Here is an 18,246-nt window from a genome sequence, read left to right on the forward strand (position 1 = left end):
AGTATTAGCTCTGGAAACAGTGGATTGATCAACCAGAGTGGACGGGAGCCGGTGCCGTGGTGGACGTGCCCGCGTATTTCGACGAGGTGGACGGCGGGTTCGTCCCGACCCCGCACGCGGCCAGCGAATGGTCGAAGGCGCAGGTGGTCGGCCCGGCCCTGACCGGTCTGCTGGCCCGCGAGCTGGAGCGCGCGCACGCCACCGACGGCTTCGTGCCGGTGCGGCTGACCGTGGATCTGTTCAGCGCGGCCCGATTCGAGCACACCACGACGCCGAGCGTGCGGGTGCGTGACGGGCGGCGCATCCGGGTCGCCGACGTGAGTGTGGTGCAGGGCGGCACCGTGGCGGCACGGGCGTCGGTGGTGCTGCTGCAGCCCGCCGAGCAGCCGCCGGGGGAGCTGTGGCGTCGCGACCGCGAGCCGCAGCCGCCCGCGCTCGAGCTCGCACCGCCCTCGCCGCTGCCGCAGGTGCCGCTGTTCGACAGCGGCGAGGACGACCCGCTGTGGAACTCGGTGCCCAGCGATCACGAGAACAACCACCGGAAGCGCGCCTGGCAGAACCCGATTCGCGTGGTGACCGGGGAAGAGCTGACCCCGTTCGTGCGGGTCGCGCTGGTGGCCGAGGCGACCAGCATGATGACCAACTGGGGCGACAAGGGCATCGGGTTCATCAATACCGATATGACGCTGGGCCTTTCGCGGCTGCCCGTGGGCACCGAGATCGGGGTCGAGGCGGACAGTCATTTCAGCGAGCGCGGCATGGCGGTGGGCGTGGCCACCCTGTTCGACCGGACCGGGTCCTTCGGCAGCGCCATGGTGACCTCGCTGTCCAATGCCGGACGCCAGATCAGCAACGCCCAGCTGGACATGGTGATGCGCCGCCGGAGCTGAAGGACGGCCGTTGGAGCACCCGTCGCGCCGGTTGGGGCAGGGATTGCGCGGGTTTGGGCACGGACCGGTCTCGATGTGGCTTCGAACCGACGAGTCCGCGGTGTCGGATCGGGCCGTCCCAGTAGGCTCGGGCGCGCGTAGAGATGAGGAGCTGCCCGACCGCCGACAAAACTGATCCGTGGGGGTGTTGTGCTGCGTCACCTGCGAAATATCGCCGGTGCCTTGATGATCGGATGCTGCGCGATCATCGGTTACGGTACCGCACCGGCATTCGCGCAACCGCCCGGGGATATCCCGGGTCAGATTCCGCCGGGGCCGCCCGGCATCTCCCTGCCCGACATTCAGCGCTGGATAGATCAGCTGATCCCCGCACCGGCGCTCGCGCCCGCTCCGGCGAACTCGCCACTGGTCGACACCGCCGAGCTGTCACCGGATTTGGCGGCGCTGCGCGCGGCGGCCATGCCCGCCGCCATCGGCGACTCCTTCGTCGACGATTGGCCCACGCGGCTCGAGGGTTACGACCCCGGCGGCATCGTCTCGGTCCGTGACGTGACGGCCACCGCCGCACCGACTCTCATCGTGCCCGTGCGTCAGGTGCTGCAACTGAAGTACCGCACCAACGACTCTCACGATCAGGCGTCCTACGCCATCGCCAGTCTGGTTCTGCCGACCGGCAATTGGACCGGAACGGGGGAGCGGCCGGTGGTCGTGAACAACCTGCCCAGCGACGCACTGGGCCGCGATTGCAACCCCAGTTACACCATGGCGCACGGTTTTTCGCGGGCCTCCAACTTCACCGGCTACATCCTGCCCACCACTCAGCTGGCGCTGCTGCGCGGCTACGCGGTGCTGATCACCGACCACGAGGGCCCGCGCATGGCCTACGCCGACCCGATCGTGGCCGGGCACGCCATCCTCGACGCCATTCGCGCCGTGCGCTATCAGCTGCCGGATGAGCTGGGGGACAGCAAGTTCGGGATGATCGGCTACTCCGGCGGCGCGATCGCGACCAATGGCGCGGTGAAACTGATGTCGGAGTACGCCCCCGAGCTGACCGCCGCGGTGGTCGGCGCGGCCCTGGGCGGTGTCCCCGCCGACTTCAGCCTGCTGGCGCACTCCATGAACGCCAACCTGGCCTCGGGGGTCTTCCTGGGTGCGGTCTTCGGCATCGGCCGCGAGCGCCCCGAAATCCTGGCCCGCATGAACCATCTCGCACAGTGGGCGGCGGTGTCGGTCCTCAACAGTCAGTGCGGCGAGATCTTCGCGGTTCCCGGCGTCCTGCAACTGCCCATCGACCTCGCGGCCGATATCCCCGATCCGCTCGACAGCGATCTGGCACAGGAGATCTACCGCGTCACCCGTATGGACGGCAGGAAATCGCCGGTGCCGCTGTTCATCTACAACGGCGAGCAGGAGTTCTGGGTACCGGCGATCGGTGCGAAGAACCTCTATCGGGAGCAGTGCTCGCTCGGTGTGAAAGCGGTGTACCGCAGCGTGTTCGGCGAACACTTCATCGGCGCGGTCACCGGTTACCCCGAATCCCTGACCTGGCTGGACCAGCGCCTGCAAGGTGTGCCCGCGCCCGACGAATGTTGAACGCGGGCAACGGTTCTAGATCGGGAACAGGTTGTGCTTGCGCGGGTTGTGCTTGCGGACCGCGCCCTTCTCGCGCAGCAGGCGCAGTGCCTTGCGAATCTCGAGCCGGGTGGCCGAGGGCTCGATGACCGCGTCGATGTAGCCGCGCTCGGCCGCCACCCACGGGTTGTCGAGCAGCGCGTTGTAGAAGTCGACCATCTGCTGGCGCACGGCCGCGCGCTGCTCGGGCGGGGTGGCGGCGAGGGTCTTCTTACCGGTGACGGTCACCATGCCGTCCGCGCCGATCACCGCGATACGGGCGGTCGGCCAGGCGAAGTTGATGTCGACGCCGAGTTCCTTGCAGCCCATGACCGCGTAGCCGCCGCCGTACGCCTTACGCGTCACGATGGTGACGATCGGCACGGTCGCCTCGATGAGCGCGCGGAACATGCGCCCGCCGCGCTTGATGACGCCGTTGCGCTCCTCCTCGACACCCGGCAGCACGCCGGGGGTGTCGACCACGTAGACGAGCGGGATATTGAAGGCGTCGCAGAGCCGGATGAAGTACGCGCCCTTGTCCGAGCAGGCCGCGTCCAGCGCGCCGCCCAGCACCATCGGCTGATTGGCGATGACGCCCACCGGCCGGCCGTCCACGCGGGCGAACCCGGTGATGAGGTTCTGCGCGGCCGAGGCCTGCATCTCGAAGAACGCACCGTCGTCGAACATGCGCAGCAGCACGTCGTGCATGTCGTAGCCCTGCCGATCGGAATCCGGGATGATCCGGTCCAATTCGCGATCGGAATCGGTGATCTCGGGCTCGAGGCCCGGGTTCACGATCGGCGGCTGCTCGAGGCAGCTGCTGGGCAGGTAGCTCAGGTACTCGCGCGCCCAGGCCAGGGCGTCGGCCTCGGTCTTGGCCACGTGGTGCAGCAGGCCGTTGCGGGCCTGCACGGCCGCGCCGCCCAGCTCCTCGGCGCTGATCTCCTCGCCGGTGATGCCCTTGATGACCTCGGGCCCGGTCACGAACATGTACGAGTCGTCGGTGGCGACGAGCACGTCCATATTCACCGGCCCGTACACCGAACCGGCCGCGCACTTGCCGAACATGACCGCGACCATCGGCACGTAGCCGGACAGATCCTCTTGCAGGCGGCACATGGTGGCATACCAGGCCAGCGCGGTGACGCCCTCCTGAATGCGGGCACCGCCGGAGTCGTTGATCACCACGACCGGGCAGGCGTTGTTGTAGGCGAATTCCATGGCGAGGCGCACCCGGCGGCCGAAGGTCTCACCGACCGAGCCGCCCTGCACGCCGGAGTCGTGGGAGATCACCACGACCGGGCGGCCGTCGATCATGCCGCGACCGGTGACCACACCGTCGCCGTAGAGGGCGTTGGGGTTGCCGGGCGAGCGCATGAGCGCGCCCATTTCGACGAAGCTGCCCGGGTCCAGCAGCATGTCGACCCGTTCTCGGGCGCTGGCGACGCCTTTGGCAAGACGCTTCTGGATGCCCTTCTCACCGGTGGGTTCTTCGGCGATCTCCAGGAGCTTGCGCAGTTCCGCCAGCTTTTCCGCTGTACCCGTCATTACCTCGGTCTTGCCTTTCCGCCAACATCAGGTTCGGGCCCGATCGCGCCCGCGTCGAGCCGGATCGCGACTCGACCGCCCACGGTACCGTGCGTGTCGAGTTACCAACTACTGAACGCCCGGGTAACCTGCCCCCTCCCAACGGGGTGAATGGCCGCTTACCTGGGCGTGCAGACCCGCTCCCGATCGGTGCGAGCGCTCGGCGGTGCATCGGCGTGACCTCGGCCGGTGTTTCGCATGATCATTCGGCCCGCCCATGACGCGAAGCCGGACGTGGTCAGCGATACACTGCGGCCCGTGAGCTCACCTATGACTGTGCGAGCGGGGACGCCCGAGGTGATCAGGCCCGACCTGGACACCTTCGGGTTCTCGGAATGGCGGCGGACCGCCATTGTGGGTGCGGTACTGGGCGGCTCGGTCGTGAGCAGCGTGGTGCGCGGCGGGCTGCGCCCGTCCAAGCGCAAGCGCGCCGCGGCCGAGGGCGTCGTCGACGGCTTCGAGACGCTGGGCCCGATGTTCGTGAAGCTCGGCCAGCTCATCGCGTCCTCGCCGGGCGCGTTCCCGCGCGAGCTGGCCGATGCCTGCCTGCGCTGCCTCGACGACGTGCCGCCCTTCCCGGCCGCGGACGCCCGCGCCATCATCGAAGCCGATCTGGGCGGGCCGATCTCGGAGTTGTTCCTCGAGTTCGACGACGAACCGCTCTCGGCGGCGTCCATCGCGCAGGTGCACGCGTGCGTGCTGGCCGACGGCCGCCCCGCGGTCGTGAAGGTGCAGCGGCCCGCGATCGCCCGGCGGATGATCGTGGATCTGCGCGCGGCCATGCGGCTGGCGCGCGCCATGGAGAAGCGCTTCGAGAACGCGCGCGTCGCCAATGCCCAAGCGGTGGTGCGGGATCTGTACGAGGCCACCGTGGCCGAACTGAACTTCCTCATCGAGGCCGATAATCAGAGTCGCGCCCGCGAGCACCTGTCGGCCTTCGGCGACAACACCAATGTGGCTGTGCCCGAGGTGTATTGGGACTACTGTGCGCCGCGGGTGCTATGCATGGAACGTATGCGCGGCATGCCGCTGGACCGCTTCGACGATATCCGCGCCGCGCACCCGGAACCGGAGCTGCTGATCCGCCGCCTGGTCAAGGCCTGGATGGAATCGGTTGCGGTGCACGGGCTCTTCCACGGCGACGTGCACGCGGGCAACCTGTGGCTGCTCGACGACGGCCGGGTCGCCATGCTCGATTTCGGCATCGTGGGCCGGATGGAGACCGAGTGGCGCGAGTTCGTGCGCGCGCTGTTCTTCGCCAGCTCCATCGACAACGATTTCCGTCCCGTCGCCCGCGCCCTGCGCAAGCTGGACCTGGTGGCCGACGACAGCGGCGACGACGCCACCATCGGCCGCCAGCTCGCGGTCGCGCTCGGGCCGGTGCTCTCGGGCAGCCTGGACAAGCTGGATCTGGGCGTGGTCTCGGCCCGCCTGCTCGAATTCGGCAAGCGCCGCGGGGCTTCCGGGCCGCAACAGCTGGTGATGATGGGCAAGCAGCTCGGCTACTTCGAGCGCTACGCCGTCGCGCTGGCCCCCGGCTGGAAGCTCGGCCGCGACCTGTACCTGTTCCGCAATATCTTCCCCGCCGAGGTGGCCGCCAAGGTCGCCGAGAACGGCCTCACCCTGCCCCCGGACTGACCGATCGCAGCCGTCAGCGCACTGTCGGTGCGCTGTCGGCGCGGACCGTCATCGTTCCTCTCATCACCCGGAACCGAACCCGGCACCCGATGAAGGAGAGCAACGATGACGAACAAGAATGTCCTCGCCGATCTGATCGCCGGTCACCTGGACAAGGCCCGCACCCGGGCCGAGCGCGCCATCCGGGCCGCCTCGGTGCGGGCCCACGCGGAGATCGCCGAGCAGCGGCAGGATTTTCCGCAGCTCACCAAGGCGGAGATCGACCAGCTGTGCAAGAGCGCGAAGGCGCAGGCCGCGCAGTTGTCCGCCGACTCCGAGTCGCAGGCCGCTGCACTGGTCGCCGAGCTGGGCGGGAAAGCCTGAGCGAACGGCCAGGAAACCTTCAGGCTACGAACAGACTCGCCCGGCACTGTTGATGGAGAACAGTGTCGGGCGAGCGTGTGAGGTGCGGAATGGTCGAATTGGACGTCACCGGAACCACAGTGACCGTGCGGGTCACCGGGGCACATCGCTTCCTGGCCTTGCGTGACCATGTGAGTTTCGATCTGTCGCAGGTCAAGAGCATCGCGCCCGCGCCGGTGGATCTGCGCCCGCCGTGGGTGCGGGCGCCGGGGACCTTCTTCCCGGGCGTGATCGCCGCGGGGATCTTCCGGGGCAAGGGTCGCAAGGAATTCTGGGATACGCGATTCGACGGCCGGGCCGTGCGGATCGAGTTGGCGGGCTCGGATTTCACCCGCCTGGTGGTCGATGTCGAGGATGTTCAGGCCACGCTGCGCGGGCTGTCGTCCGCGATCGCTGCCTGAACATTCTCGCTTACGTTCTCGGAGTTAATTTTTCGGGATTCCTCGAAGCAATTCGTCACGGGGTGGGGCAGAGGAAACCACCGCTGGGCGGCGGTACCGGAACGATCCTTTCCGGAGCCGGCGGAACACCGCCGCCGCCGGCGGGAGTGGAGGCGCGGGGTGTGGCGCCGGGGGCCGCCGGGGGCGCCCCGATTTCGCCGGAGCCCCATGCCGCGGAGGGGTTCAAGGTGAATACGGTGGCACAAACGAACACACCGACGAGCAGGCCGATGGCTTTCTTTCGTGTCATGCTCAACGACGGTAGAACCAGCTCAACACAATTGGTGGGATTCCCGCGTGCCCGGGAGTGTCGCGACCTGCTGATCATCTGTACAGGAGCGTGAATTCGGTTGCGAGGCAAGCAGACTAATCGGTCGGAACAAGATGTTTTCAGATTGTTGTGTTATGTACTGTGCCAGCACACGTTTCGATAACGAACGGGCGTGTCTACGGTGGTTTCGTTCGGTTCTGCGGTCTCCTGCTCGGGTGGGACTTGCTCGGGAGGGAGCGGTATGACTGCTGGATCGGGTTCTCGGATGGCTGCCGGAGCGGCCCTTACACTGGCGTTTTGCGCCGCGGTGACCGCTGAGGCGCCGCCGGGCGCGAGTATCGGGCCGTGTGGTGCGGGGCTCGGGGACTATCGCGGGGAATTCGCCGCCGCCGAGGATGCGTCGAACGTGCTGAGTTTCGACGGAGCGGGCGGTATCGGCTTTCGAAGTACGCGACTGGGCCGGGGGGAGGGCATTTACGCGGTCGTTCCATCGGGTGGATTCTCCGCCGCTATGCGCATGACCGACAGTGGTGCCGCGACCTCGATGGTGAAAAGTGTTGTATTCACATGTCCGGCGCCGGGAACGCAGGTCGTGAGTTTCGGCTCACTGGATGAGAACGGTAGGCGTTTCAACTACGTCCGCTCGAACTGAAAGACCCATGTCCGCTGTGGGACACGGGTTTTCGGCCTTCGGCTCGATTCGTGCGGTACTGGTCAGTCGTGCAGTGCCCGGAAGACGTTGTGCAGCTTCGCCTTGTCCTCGAATCCGATTCCCGGTGTGTCCGACAATCGAATTCGGCTGTGCTCGATCACCGCATTGTCGGCGAAGCCGCCCGTGGGCTGGAATTCCCGGGATAGGACTCATTGCCGCCCAAATGCAGCGCCGCGGCGATGTGCAGGGCGAACTGGAGGATGTCGCGGTCGGGCCGCATGCCCGCGTAGCACCGGGCTCCTCGTACCAGCGCAGGTGGTAGGGGACCCGTCTCCGCCGAGCGCGTCCAGCACGGCTTCCACCACGTTCCCACCCGGCTCGGCCTCGGTATCGAATTCGATCCGGAGCTGGTCGGCAAATTCGAACCGATGGGGTGATCGGGATGGGTGAGAACTGCTCGAAACCGCGACATGACGAGTCCGACCGCGCGACACTGAGTCGGGGGATCTCCGACGAATCGAGCGGTCATGAGCAGAATTTCGGTGTCCGGCAGGGTGGTTGCGATCACCGGGGGTGCGCGTGGAATCGGGCGGGCTACGGCGGAAGCCTTCGCGCGAGCCGGGGCGAAAGTGGCGATCGGCGACCTCGATGCCGAACTCGCCAAGATCGCGGCCGATGAAGTGGAAGCGGCCTCCCGTCACCCGGTGGTAGGCCTGCCCCTGGATGTCACAGGCGCCGAATCCTTCTCTGCGTTCCTGGACTCGGCCGAGGCGGCCCTCGGCGATCTCGACATCCTGGTCAACAACGCCGGCATCATGCCGACCGGCGAATACCTCGCCGCACCCCCAGCCCTGACCGACCGTCAGATCGACATCAACATCCGCGGTGTGACCACCGGCTCCCGCCTCGCCGCCCACCGCTTCACCGCCCGGGGCCACGGCCACATCGTGAACGTCGCCTCTCTCGCGGGTGTCACCGGCGAACCGGGCCTCGCAACCTACTGCGGCACCAAGCATTTCGTCATCGGCTTCACCGAAGCCCTCTGGCGCGAGCTGCATCCCAAGGGCATCGGCGTCACCACCGTCCTCCCCGGCTTCATCAACACCGAACTCTCCGCCGGCACCGAGGTCCCCCGCTGGGCCCGCCGCATCTCCGTGCGCGAACCCGAGGACGTCGCCACCGCCATCGTCACCGCGGTCGAATCCGACGCCCGCACCATCACAGTCCCCAAATCCCTCGGCCTCCTACTGGCCTCTACCCGGATGCTCCCCTTCAAGCTCCGCGTGAAAACCTCCGAGGCCCTCGGCTGGGGCGCCGTCTTCACCGACCCCGATCCTGCCCAACGCGACCGCTACCACCGCCGAATCCGCGACCGGTTCTGAACTTCCAAGGGCCTGGTTGATGATCAGCCGCCGATCCGGTACGTCCTCGCCGACGACAGGTGAACCTGTCGTCGGCGAGTGAGTGTCGGTAATGATGTCCGCCGTGCGGCGCTACATGGGCGGGAACCGAATGGCGATGGAGATCGGGCATGACCGCCGAGACCGTAGATCCGAACCCTCGTCGATGTGCCTCGCTCCGGAGGGAATTCGGTAAGGTGCCCTTGTTGCTGGGCGGGCTCTACCTGGTCGCGTCAGAGCTCATCCTCATCGCCTTCATGCTGTACCCCTCTGAGTCACCCCACTCCCCGCTATGGCGGATCAACCAGGAACCGATCATCATCCCCCTGTCGCCGACAATCCAGCCGGTTCCACCCTCGCCCAGCACAATCACCCCGCCCCAGCCCCGCTGAAGTCTCGACCGGGCCGTGCTGATCGGGGCGGTCGCGGACTGCTGAAACAGGTTGTGCGCTCGCGATATTGATCTTCGGGGTGTGGCGGCGGCACGGGTGCACCAGAATCGGTGCGTCCGGTGGCGAATTCATCAGGGAGGGTGGAACGTGGGTAAGCGGCAGATCACGATTGGCGTGGGTGCGGTGGTGGTGGCTGTGATCACGGGCTGCGGTAGCCACCGCAGTGCTCCTTTGACTCCGCCCGCGACGGCGACATCGGTGCCGTTCCTGGGCGGCGGTCGAATCCCGGACGTCATCGACATGACCACGCCCACAACCACCGCGAGACCGACGACCACGGTTGCACCTACGACCACGGTTGTCCCGACGACGACGGTGGCGCCGACGACGACGGAAACGGTCACGGCAACTCCTATGGCCTCGGCGACGAGGGCCGGATAGCTACCCGCGCGCGAAGCGCAGGGTGATCAGCTGAAAGGGGCGCAGGCGCAGGCGGATTCCCGGCCCTTCCGCGGTGGCGGTCGTGTCCTCGGGGAGCGGTCGTTCGAGTAGGTCGCATCGGCGGTGAGCGGTGAACGCGAAGTCGGGGGTCAGCAGTGTCGTGACGCGGCCGCCGGTGGCTTCGTAGAGGCGGATGACGATATCGCCGGAACCGTCGTCCGCGAGTTTGACGGTGCTGGTTACGACGTCGTCGTTGTCGAGGGTGAACAGGGGTGAGACCGCGTCGGCGACGCCGGGGGTGAAGGGCGGGAGGTTGGTTCGGTAGCCCTCGCGGACGGCATCGGTGATCGAGGTGCCGGGGATGACGGTGTGGCGGAAGCTGTGTTTGCCGTGGTCGGTGTGGGGGTCGGGGAATTGGGGGGCGCGCAGGAGGGAGGGGCGGAGGGTGATGGTGGTGCCGCCGTCGGGGCGCACTGTGCGGGTGAGGTCGTGGCCGTAGGTGGAGTCGTTGGTGAGGGCGATGCCGTAGCCGGGTTCGGCGAGGTGGACGAAGCGGTGGTTGCAGGCCTCGAATTTGGCGTATTCCCAGCTGGTGTTGGTGTGGGTGGGGCGGTAGAGGTGGCCGAACTGGGTTTCGGAGGCGTAGCGGTCGGCGTGGATGTCCAGGGGGAAGGCGAGTTTCAGGAACTTCTCGGTTTCGTGCCAGTCGACGGTGGTGGTGATGTCGAGGGCGGGGGAGTCGGGGCGGAGGGTGAGGGTTTGCTCGAGGGTGGAGGAGCCGAACGTTCGGCCCAGGCGGAGGGTGGCGGTGGTCGGGTCCGCGTCCGGCTGGAGGAAGTCGATGTCGGTGAGGTTGGTGACGCGGTTGCGGTAGAAGAGATCGACGTCCCAGGCATCCCAGGAATTCGGTAGATCCGGGTGCAGTTGAAGGAGATGCGCGGGCGCGCCGGGCGTGAGGGTCTCGCGGTCGTGTTCGAGGTCGTACAGGGAGACGATCAGACCGCGTGCGTCCACCTCGACTCGCAGCAGATCATTGGCGAGGACGAAGCCGCCGTCCGTGCTCGCGGTGATCGAGGAGGGTCGGCCCGGCTGCTCCGGGCCCGCGCCACCGGCCGGAATTCCACGCCACGAATGCGGGGTCGGGTTGAAGGTGTTGGGGCCCGACGCCTCGCCGCCGAGTACCCATTGCGCACGCTCGATGATGGCTGACAATTCCGTGGCGACGCGCGCGTAAGTCTGGCGGGCCTCCCGATGTACCCAGGCGATCGAGGAGCCCGGCAGGATGTCGTGGAACTGGTGCAGCAGCACCGTTTTCCAGATACGGTCCAGCTCCTCGTACGGGTATTCGGCGCCCTTGCGGACCGCCGCGGTCGCGGCCCACAACTCGGCTTCGCGCAGGAGGTGTTCGCTGCGCCGATTGCCCTGCTTCGTCATGGCCTGACTGGTCAAGGTCGTCCGGTGCAGTTCCAGATACAGTTCGCCCGCCCACACCGCCGGATTCTCGTATTCGGCCTGCGCGGCGGTGAAGAACTCGGCCGGTGTCTCCCACACCACCTTCGGCGAGCCCTCGAGATCGCGCATGCGGGCGGCCTTGGCCACCATCTCCCGCGTGGTACCGCCACCGCCGTCACCCCAGCCGGTCGGTGCGAGTGACCGCGAGGCGCGCCCCTTCTCCTTGAAATTGCGTGCGGCGTGGGCGATCTCGCGTCCCTGCATCGAGCAGTTGTAGGTGTCTACCGGTGGGAAATGCGTGAAGATCCGGGTGCCGTCGATGCCCTCCCACAGGAACGTATGGTGCGGGAACTGATTGGTCTGGCTCCACGAGATCTTCTGGGTGAGCAGCCATTTGGATCCGGCGGCCTTGATGATCTGCGGCAGTCCGGCCGCGAAACCGAAGGTGTCGGGCAGCCACGCCTCCTCGTTCTCGATGCCGAATTCCTCGAGGAAGAACCGCTTGCCGTGGACGAACTGCCGCGCCATCGCCTCCGAACCCGGCATATTCGTATCGGATTCGACCCACATGCCGCCGGCCGGTACGAACCGCCCCTCCGCGACCGCCGCCTTGACCCGCTCGTACACCTCGGGCTGATGCTGTTTGAGGAAATCGTATTGCGCCGCTTGGGACATCGTGAAGATGAAGTCGGGCTCGTCGTCGAGCAGGGCGGCCATGTTCGACGCCGTCCGCGCCACCTTGCGGACCGTCTCGCGCAGCGGCCACAGCCAGGCGGTGTCGATGTGCGCGTGCCCGACCGCGGAAATGCGGTGCGCCGACGGAATCGCCGGTGCGGCCAGCACATCCGTCAGACAGGCGCGCGCCGCCCCGGCGGTGCCGTTGACGTTCCGCAGGTCGATGGTGTCGAGTGCGCGTTCGATGGCCCGCACGATGTCGTAGCGCCGCGCCGGATCCTCGGGCATCTCGTGCATGAGCTCGCCGAGCACCTCGAGATCCTGCACCAGATTCCACACCTGCTCGTCGAAGACGGCGAGATCCATTCGGCCCAAACGATATTGCGGCTCGGACCCGGCCGTCTCCAGGTCCCCGAGTCCGGTCGGTGCGAAGAACCCGATCGCCGGGTTCGACGCCGCCTCCACGTGCCAGTGCACCCGCTCGCCGCCGACCGCCGGGCTCGCCACCCGAACCCACCGGTTCTGCGGATGCAGCCCCTTCACCGGCGACCCGTCGGGCAGATACACCAGCCCCTCGCACTGGAACCCGGTCATTCCGCTGTCGAACCCGAGGTCGATGATCGCCTCGACGGTTTTGCCCGCCCATTCCGCGGGCACTGTCCCCTCGACGGTGAGCCAGCTGGTGCCCCACGGCGCACCCCACCGCGCCCCCGGCTCGACCGGAGTCCGCGGCGCGGCCAGGCCCTCCGCGACGCTGACCGGTTCACCCGGCGAGACCCACGTCGACGCCCGCAGCGGCACCGACTCGGGATAGATCGCGGGCACGATCCGCTCCCCGAGCACCCGCCCGAGCCGACCTTCGATCAACCGGCGATCATCGTGCATGACGGTGGCTCCGTTCGGACGTCGGCGTGCGTAACGAACCGTTCGGTGTCCAACTTTAGTGGAGCCGGTGAGCCCCTGGTCGGAGCCACGTCGGAGATCGCGAAAGACGTTGAAAGCCAACCGGTTTCGATCTCCAGCTGCGCCGGGCCGAATGTCCGATTCGGGGCCGTGGAGGCGGTGCGCGCGATACCGTTCTTCTGGACCGAACTCATCCGGCCGGCACGGCCGAAATGACCGCCGGCGGACGATGATCCGAGCCGGGCACCGGATATTCCGGACGGAAGAAGGCTCATCATGCCACTGTCAGCAGCCGACCTCGCCAACCTGGGGAACACCCCGATCACCATCCGGTCGACGGCCTTCGCGAACGTGTACGTCCGCCTGGACGGCAGCGGGGTCACCGCGGCCACCGACCAGGGCGGCGGTACGGTCAACTGCCAGTACAACGCCGCATCCTACGAGCGATTCCGGGTCCGCCCGCAGAGCGACGGTTCGTACGCCTTCGAGTCGGTCGCCTTTCCGAACGTCGTCCTGCGTATGGACGGCAGCGGGGTCAGTACCCAGACCGACAATGGCGGCGGGAAGGTCAACTGCCAGTACGGCAGTCCGGGTCCCTACGAGAGATTCCACGCCAGTCCGCAGCCGGACGGCACGTTCTCCTTCGAATCGATGGCCTTCCCGAAGGTCTTCCTGCGACTGAACGGCACGGGCGTCACCGCGACCAGCGGCGCGGGCGGCGGTACGGTCAACTGCCAGTTCGCCGCCGACGGCGGCACCTACGAGAAGTTCGTTCTCGCCCTGGCCGACCAGCGCCTGGACTTCCAGATCCAGCGCCAGCAGCAGACCCAATGGTGCTGGGCCGCCACCTCGGCCAGCGTCGCCGCCTACTTCGACGCCGCGACCCCCTGGACGCAGTGCACGGTCGTCAACGGGGAGATGGGCCGGAACGACTGCTGCGGTGCGGCGGCCTCGACCGGCGTCTGCAATCAGCCCTGGTACCTCGACCGCGCGCTGCAACGGGTGGGGCACTTCAACCAGATCATGGGCCCCATGACCACCCTGCAACTCGGCACCGAACTCACCAATGCCCTGCCGGTCGGCGCCCGCGTCGGATGGTCCGGCGGCGGTGGGCATTTCATGGCGCTGCGCGGGCGCTTCGTCTCCAATGCCGTCGAGTACGTCAGCGTCGCCGACCCCTGGTACGGCGACTCGGACGTCACCGACGACGTCTTCCGCACCAGATACCAGGGCAGCGGCACCTGGACCCATTCCTACAAGACCAAGCGCTGAGGAGCACACCATGCCACTGCATCTGCCCGAGCCGCCCGCCGACGTACCCGACAAGATCAAGGGCAGGCTGCACGCCTTAGCAGACGGCGGGAAATTCTCGACCAAGGCACTGCGCGCCACCCGCAAGGACCAACTCGAACTGTCCACGCCCCATGAGGTTTTCACCATGGGACTCGGCGACCTCGCCGCCGGTGCCGGCCTTGACCGCGCCCACTCGGTGGGTTGGCGCTACCTCGTCACCGACGGCAAACAGATCATCGCCAGCGCCGAGACCACACCGGATTCCGAAGGGAACCAGGAGGTTTCGCAGTTCACCGAGGGCCCGTTCGTGCTCGGCACCGACAAGGCCCTCGAGATCGTCCGCCAGCTGCCCCAGCTCGAGAAGGCCGGTTACGAACTGCGCCTGCTGCGCATCCCCGCTCTCTATCTGATGGCGCTGTGGCTGCGTTCGCCGACCGGCGACCTGCTGGTACCACTCGAGCCCTCACCGATCGGCAAGGAAGGAAAACCGGTTCCGGCCGATCAGTTCCTCGGCGAGCTGGCCGAATTGGCACACAACACCAACCCGCCCGCCTGACATCGACCGCCGTAAGCCGCTGTGCCGCAGCGGCTTACGCGGCTCGTCCTAAACCGTCGACGCGGACCGATAGGGAGCCTGGGCCACCTGCCGCGCCAGCCGCACGGCCGGGACGGTGAGGATGCCCGCCAGCCGGGTGAAGGGCCAGATGGCGACGATCAGCATGACGATCAGGGCGCGGCCCTGATAGAGCGCCGGGGCGTGCTGCATGGCGTGGATGTCCGGCCGCAGCATGACCAGCGAACGTGCCCAGGTGAAAAGCGTTTCGGCCGTGCGATACCCGTTGTCGGTGGAATTGGCGTCGAAGGCCACCAGCACGGCCGACACCAGTGCGGCGATCAGGGCGGGCAGGGTGAGCCGGTCCACCAGCGTGACCCGCGCATGGGCATCGGGAGCGATCAGCGCCGGCACCAGAATGAGCGCCGCACCCGCCATGGTGAGCGGCACGGACACCGCCTCCGCCGCAACGAGGATCACCCGAATCACCCCCTCGGGCCGGGAATGCGGCCCGGAAGCCAGCGCCTCGGCAACCCGCCCCACGAACACCACCGGCAGGCCACACCGGAAGGCGCGAATCCCGAATCGCTGCGCACCGTCGAGATGCGGCCCGTACAGAAACCCGAGAAACCCGTCCCGCCGATACCGCCATACATGACCGAACACGCACGACACGGCAGCGGCATAGGGCAACACCACCCACCACACGACAGCCATGCCCCGCACCTGCCCTCCGCAGTTCCAGCCGCATCACTGTCGCACGGCCACGCAGTGCACAGAAGTGACGGATCGTGCCAACCCCGCGAGTCCGCCCGCGCCCTCTCGGCTATCGGAGATCCGCCATCATCTGCGGATACCGAACCGGTCGACAGTCCGTGAACGCGATTCCCGAACCTGGTCGAACCTCGCTCGCAGCAACTCGGGACCGCATGTGAGGGCGGGGTGCTGCAATTGGGGGGGCAGGGGGGTGGGGGTGGCGCATGATGGCGGGATGGCTTCGGATGTGGTGCGGCGGGACGTGCTCGGGATGATTTGTGATGCGTTTGCGCCGGGGGATGGGGGTGAGTTGCTGGCGGCTTCGGAGTTGGGGGTGGTCGATACGGTGATGGAGCTGTTGGGGCGGAATCCGCGGGAGGCGGAGCGGAAGCAGTTCGAAATGCTTATGCAGGTGTGGGATTCGCGGCTGTTCGGGTTGATCAATGGTGCGGGGTGGAAGAAGTTATCGCGGTTGAGTGGCGCGGAGCGGGAGCGGTGGCTGCTGGGGATGGCCGGTTCGCGGATCGAGAAGAAGCGGGCGCTGTTTCAGGCGCTCAAGGGGGCGGCGGTTACGTCGTACTACCTGACTCCGGGGCCGACCGGAACCAATCCCGTGTGGGATCGGATCGGGTTTCCGGCTGCGTTCGGGCCGCTCGCGGGCGCCGAGCGCGGGCTGAGTCCCGAACGGCCCGAGAGGGACAGCACCGTGGTGTGCGATGTGGTCGTGATCGGGTCGGGGGCGGGCGGGGGAACCGCCGCGGCGGTCTTGGCCCGGGCGGGGCTGGATGTCGTTGTGCTGGAACGCGGGGAATACCTCGACGATCCGGATTTCGGGATCGGTGAGAAGGAGGGGTTCCTGAAGCTGTACGCGCCCGGGCCCGCCGCCACCGCCGAGGGACAGCTCGGACTGGTGGCGGGTACCGCGCTCGGCGGTGGCACGGTGGTCAACTGGACGACCTCCTTCCGCACGCCCGAGGACGTCCGCGAGGAGTGGGCGGGGGTGGGGGCGCGGCAGTTCGCCGAGCAGGAGTACACCGATGCGCTCGACGCGGTGGTGGCACGACTCGGGGTGAACCTCGATCACTCTCCGGCCTCGCGCCGGGACGAGATCCTCGAGCGTGGTCTGCGGAAACTGGATTGGCATGTCGAGCCGCTGCCCCGCAACGTCGGGGACGCCTGCGATGCCGGAATCGAATGCGGGCGTTGCGGTTTCGGTTGCCGGGTCGGGGCCAAGCGGTCGGTGGTCAAGACCTGGCTGGCCGACGCCGCCGAGGCGGGCGCACGGCTCTACGTCGGCACCGATGTGCGGCGCATCGTCGTCAGCAATGGCAGCGCCACCGGCGTGGAGGCGGTGACGGCCGACGGTGGTTCGGTGTGGGTGCGGGCGCGCGCGGTGGTGGTCGCGGCCGGGGCCGTCCAGACCCCCGCGCTGCTGCGCCGCTCCGGGCTGGGCAGCCGCAATATCGGCGCCTTCCTCCGATTGCATCCGGCCACAGCGGTTTTCGGCGTCTTCGACGAGGAGATCCGCCCTTGGGAGGGCGGCATGCAGACCCGCTACTCCAAGCAGGACCGCGATCTCGACGGCAACGGCTACGGCGTCATCTACGAGACCGGGCCCCTGACGCCGGGCATGTCGGTCGGATTCCAGGGGTGGACGGGAGGCGCCGCGCATCGCGATCGCATGCTGAAGCTGGCCGACACCGTCGCCGTCGGCATCATCACCCGCGACCGCGATCACGGCAGGGTCGAGACCGACCGCAAGGGCGAAGCGGTGGTGCGCTACCGCCTCTCCGCGCGCGACGCGGCCCACATGCACACCGGAATCGTCAATGCCGCAAGCATTCTGGAGGCGGCCGGAGCCGAACGAATCTTCTCCGGGCACCAGGCCGGGGTCGGCTACGAGCCGGGCGTGAGCGGCTCTCACGAACAGTTCGCCCGGCGGGCCGCCGCGGCCGGATATGCGCCGGGGCAATGCTCGATGGGCGCGCTGCACATCATGGGCTCGGCCCGAATGGGCGGCTCACCCGCCGATTCCGCGACCAACCCCGACGGCGTGACCTGGGACGTCCCGAATATCGTGGTGGCCGACGGCTCCTGCTTCCCGACCGCCTCGGGCGTCAACCCGATGGTCAGTATCGAGGCCATCGCCCACATGAACGCCACCCGCCTGGCCGCCCGGCTGAAAGAGCCCGGCGTGAGCACTAATCGGACTGTGCCGCAGCGGCTTTCAATATCTCTCCGAAGGTGCTCACGATCACCCGCGTGATCTGGCCGACCGCCCGCTCGACGGGGGCGGTCGGCTGGAACAAATGGCTCAGGGCCAGCCGGACCAGGATCTCGGTCATCGACCCCAGTTCCGCGTCGTCCACGCCCGCGAGCCCGTACTGCGCGCGCAATGCGGCGGCCACCGCCGTGATCGCGCGCCCCAACACCGGCTCGGTCTCGGTCATCAGCACCGGCAGCAGCGTGGCATCGGTCGCCGACCGTCCGGCCAGCGCCGCCTTGAGCAGCACATTGTCCGCGGCCGTCCGCAGCGTGAAGTCGACCGCCCGCGTCATGCCCGCCGCCATATCCGCCGGATGTGCGGCCAGGCTCGCCGCGATGCCGACCAGGAAGGTGTCCACCTCCTGGCGGATCACCACCTCGGCCAGGTCGTGCTTGTTGGCGAATTCCTTGTAGAGCACGGGCCGGCTCACGCCCACCTCTTTGGCCAGCCGCGACATGTTCACCGCGCCCCAGCCCTCGGTCACCAGGATTCGACGCCCCGCGTCGATGATCCGGTCGCGCAGCAGTTGCCGCATCTCGCTCTGGAAGTTCGGCGCTTCGACCACGTCCCGATCGTACATGAGCTCGCCTTTCGTCCCGTCATTGACAGATTCAATCGCTC

14 protein-coding genes are annotated in these 18,246 nt (G+C 67.6%); 9 read left to right on the forward strand and 5 right to left on the reverse strand.

Annotated features, from left to right (window positions below):
• Positions 1-56: 56 nt before the first annotated feature.
• Both NS2_RS26735 and NS2_RS26740 read left to right on the forward strand, forming a co-directional pair.
• A complete protein-coding gene (locus NS2_RS26735) occupies positions 57-890 on the forward strand; it encodes an acyl-CoA thioesterase domain-containing protein (protein ID WP_045439015.1) in 834 nt (277 codons plus the stop codon).
• A gap of 189 nt (positions 891-1,079) precedes the next feature.
• Positions 1,080-2,486 (forward strand): lipase family protein, encoded by a 1,407-nt coding sequence (locus NS2_RS26740; protein ID WP_235263993.1) that lies wholly within the window; start codon positions 1,080-1,082, stop codon positions 2,484-2,486.
• Between the two features lie 15 nt (positions 2,487-2,501).
• Here NS2_RS26740 and NS2_RS26745 read toward each other — a convergent pair whose 3' ends face one another.
• Positions 2,502-4,052 carry an acyl-CoA carboxylase subunit beta gene (locus NS2_RS26745; protein WP_033090118.1) on the reverse strand — a complete coding sequence of 517 codons (1,551 nt, stop codon included), beginning with the start codon at positions 4,050-4,052 and terminating at the stop codon, positions 2,502-2,504.
• Positions 4,053-4,361: 309 nt separating this feature from the next.
• Between NS2_RS26745 and NS2_RS26750 the strand changes: the two genes are divergently transcribed.
• The 4 genes from NS2_RS26750 to NS2_RS26770 all read left to right on the forward strand — a co-directional run bounded on the left by NS2_RS26750 (position 4,362) and on the right by NS2_RS26770 (position 8,876).
• A complete protein-coding gene (locus NS2_RS26750) occupies positions 4,362-5,729 on the forward strand; it encodes an ABC1 kinase family protein (protein WP_033090127.1) in 1,368 nt (455 codons plus the stop codon).
• Positions 5,730-5,834: 105 nt separating this feature from the next.
• Positions 5,835-6,092, forward strand: a complete 258-nt coding sequence (locus NS2_RS26755) for a hypothetical protein (protein ID WP_033090117.1) — start codon at positions 5,835-5,837, stop codon at positions 6,090-6,092.
• 89 nt (positions 6,093-6,181) lie between these two features.
• Positions 6,182-6,532: a hypothetical protein gene (locus NS2_RS26760; protein WP_033090116.1), complete on the forward strand. Its 351-nt coding sequence runs from the start codon at positions 6,182-6,184 to the stop codon at positions 6,530-6,532.
• 1,498 nt (positions 6,533-8,030) lie between these two features.
• The gene (locus tag NS2_RS26770) at positions 8,031-8,876 is read left to right on the forward strand and encodes an SDR family oxidoreductase (RefSeq protein WP_052086861.1); all 846 of its coding nucleotides are present in this window, start codon (positions 8,031-8,033) and stop codon (positions 8,874-8,876) included.
• Between the two features lie 541 nt (positions 8,877-9,417).
• Here the strand turns inward: NS2_RS26770 and NS2_RS36305 are convergent.
• Positions 9,418-9,690 carry a hypothetical protein gene (locus NS2_RS36305; RefSeq protein ID WP_155239670.1) on the reverse strand — a complete coding sequence of 91 codons (273 nt, stop codon included), beginning with the start codon at positions 9,688-9,690 and terminating at the stop codon, positions 9,418-9,420.
• 37 nt (positions 9,691-9,727) lie between these two features.
• A complete protein-coding gene (locus NS2_RS26780; RefSeq protein ID WP_033090114.1) occupies positions 9,728-12,739 on the reverse strand; it encodes an alpha-mannosidase in 3,012 nt (1,003 codons plus the stop codon).
• A gap of 294 nt (positions 12,740-13,033) precedes the next feature.
• On the opposite strand from NS2_RS26780, the gene NS2_RS36310 reads away from it, so the two are divergent.
• Together NS2_RS36310 and NS2_RS26790 are read left to right on the forward strand one after the other, a co-directional pair.
• Positions 13,034-14,029 (forward strand): fascin domain-containing protein, encoded by a 996-nt coding sequence (locus tag NS2_RS36310; RefSeq protein ID WP_063865069.1) that lies wholly within the window; start codon positions 13,034-13,036, stop codon positions 14,027-14,029.
• Between the two features lie 10 nt (positions 14,030-14,039).
• Positions 14,040-14,606 carry a hypothetical protein gene (locus NS2_RS26790; RefSeq protein ID WP_045439018.1) on the forward strand — a complete coding sequence of 189 codons (567 nt, stop codon included), beginning with the start codon at positions 14,040-14,042 and terminating at the stop codon, positions 14,604-14,606.
• Positions 14,607-14,654: 48 nt separating this feature from the next.
• Here NS2_RS26790 and NS2_RS26795 read toward each other — a convergent pair whose 3' ends face one another.
• Positions 14,655-15,320, reverse strand: a complete 666-nt coding sequence (locus NS2_RS26795; protein ID WP_081986208.1) for a respiratory nitrate reductase subunit gamma — start codon at positions 15,318-15,320, stop codon at positions 14,655-14,657.
• Between the two features lie 274 nt (positions 15,321-15,594).
• Between NS2_RS26795 and NS2_RS26800 the strand changes: the two genes are divergently transcribed.
• On the forward strand, positions 15,595-17,625 hold the full coding sequence (locus NS2_RS26800) for a GMC family oxidoreductase (RefSeq protein ID WP_081986207.1): 2,031 nt from the start codon (positions 15,595-15,597) through the stop codon (positions 17,623-17,625).
• Here NS2_RS26800 and NS2_RS26805 read toward each other — a convergent pair.
• Positions 17,561-18,205, reverse strand: coding sequence for a TetR/AcrR family transcriptional regulator (locus NS2_RS26805; protein ID WP_045439021.1), 645 nt, complete (start codon positions 18,203-18,205; stop codon positions 17,561-17,563). The genes NS2_RS26800 and NS2_RS26805 overlap by 65 nt on opposite strands.
• Between the last annotated feature and the right edge of the window lie 41 nt (positions 18,206-18,246).

The sequence above is a fragment of the Nocardia seriolae NBRC 15557 genome (assembly GCF_007990715.1).
Lineage (GTDB): Bacteria > Actinomycetota > Actinomycetes > Mycobacteriales > Mycobacteriaceae > Nocardia > Nocardia seriolae.

Bases quoted from the DNA above. Each gene is read 5' to 3' on its own strand.
- NS2_RS26745 (WP_033090118.1), bottom strand. From the start codon at position 4,052: ATGACGGGTACAGCGGAAAAGCTGGCGGAACTGCGCAAGCTCCTGGAG.
- NS2_RS26750 (WP_033090127.1), top strand. From the start codon at position 4,362: ATGACTGTGCGAGCGGGGACGCCCGAGGTGATCAGGCCCGACCTGGAC.
- NS2_RS26755 (WP_033090117.1), top strand. From the start codon at position 5,835: ATGACGAACAAGAATGTCCTCGCCGATCTGATCGCCGGTCACCTGGAC.
- NS2_RS26760 (WP_033090116.1), top strand. From the start codon at position 6,182: ATGGTCGAATTGGACGTCACCGGAACCACAGTGACCGTGCGGGTCACC.
- NS2_RS26780 (WP_033090114.1), bottom strand. From the start codon at position 12,739: ATGCACGATGATCGCCGGTTGATCGAAGGTCGGCTCGGGCGGGTGCTC.
- NS2_RS36310 (WP_063865069.1), top strand. From the start codon at position 13,034: ATGCCACTGTCAGCAGCCGACCTCGCCAACCTGGGGAACACCCCGATC.
- NS2_RS26790 (WP_045439018.1), top strand. From the start codon at position 14,040: ATGCCACTGCATCTGCCCGAGCCGCCCGCCGACGTACCCGACAAGATC.
- NS2_RS26795 (WP_081986208.1), bottom strand. From the start codon at position 15,320: ATGGCTGTCGTGTGGTGGGTGGTGTTGCCCTATGCCGCTGCCGTGTCG.
- NS2_RS26800 (WP_081986207.1), top strand. From the start codon at position 15,595: ATGGCTTCGGATGTGGTGCGGCGGGACGTGCTCGGGATGATTTGTGAT.
- NS2_RS26805 (WP_045439021.1), bottom strand. From the start codon at position 18,205: ATGTACGATCGGGACGTGGTCGAAGCGCCGAACTTCCAGAGCGAGATG.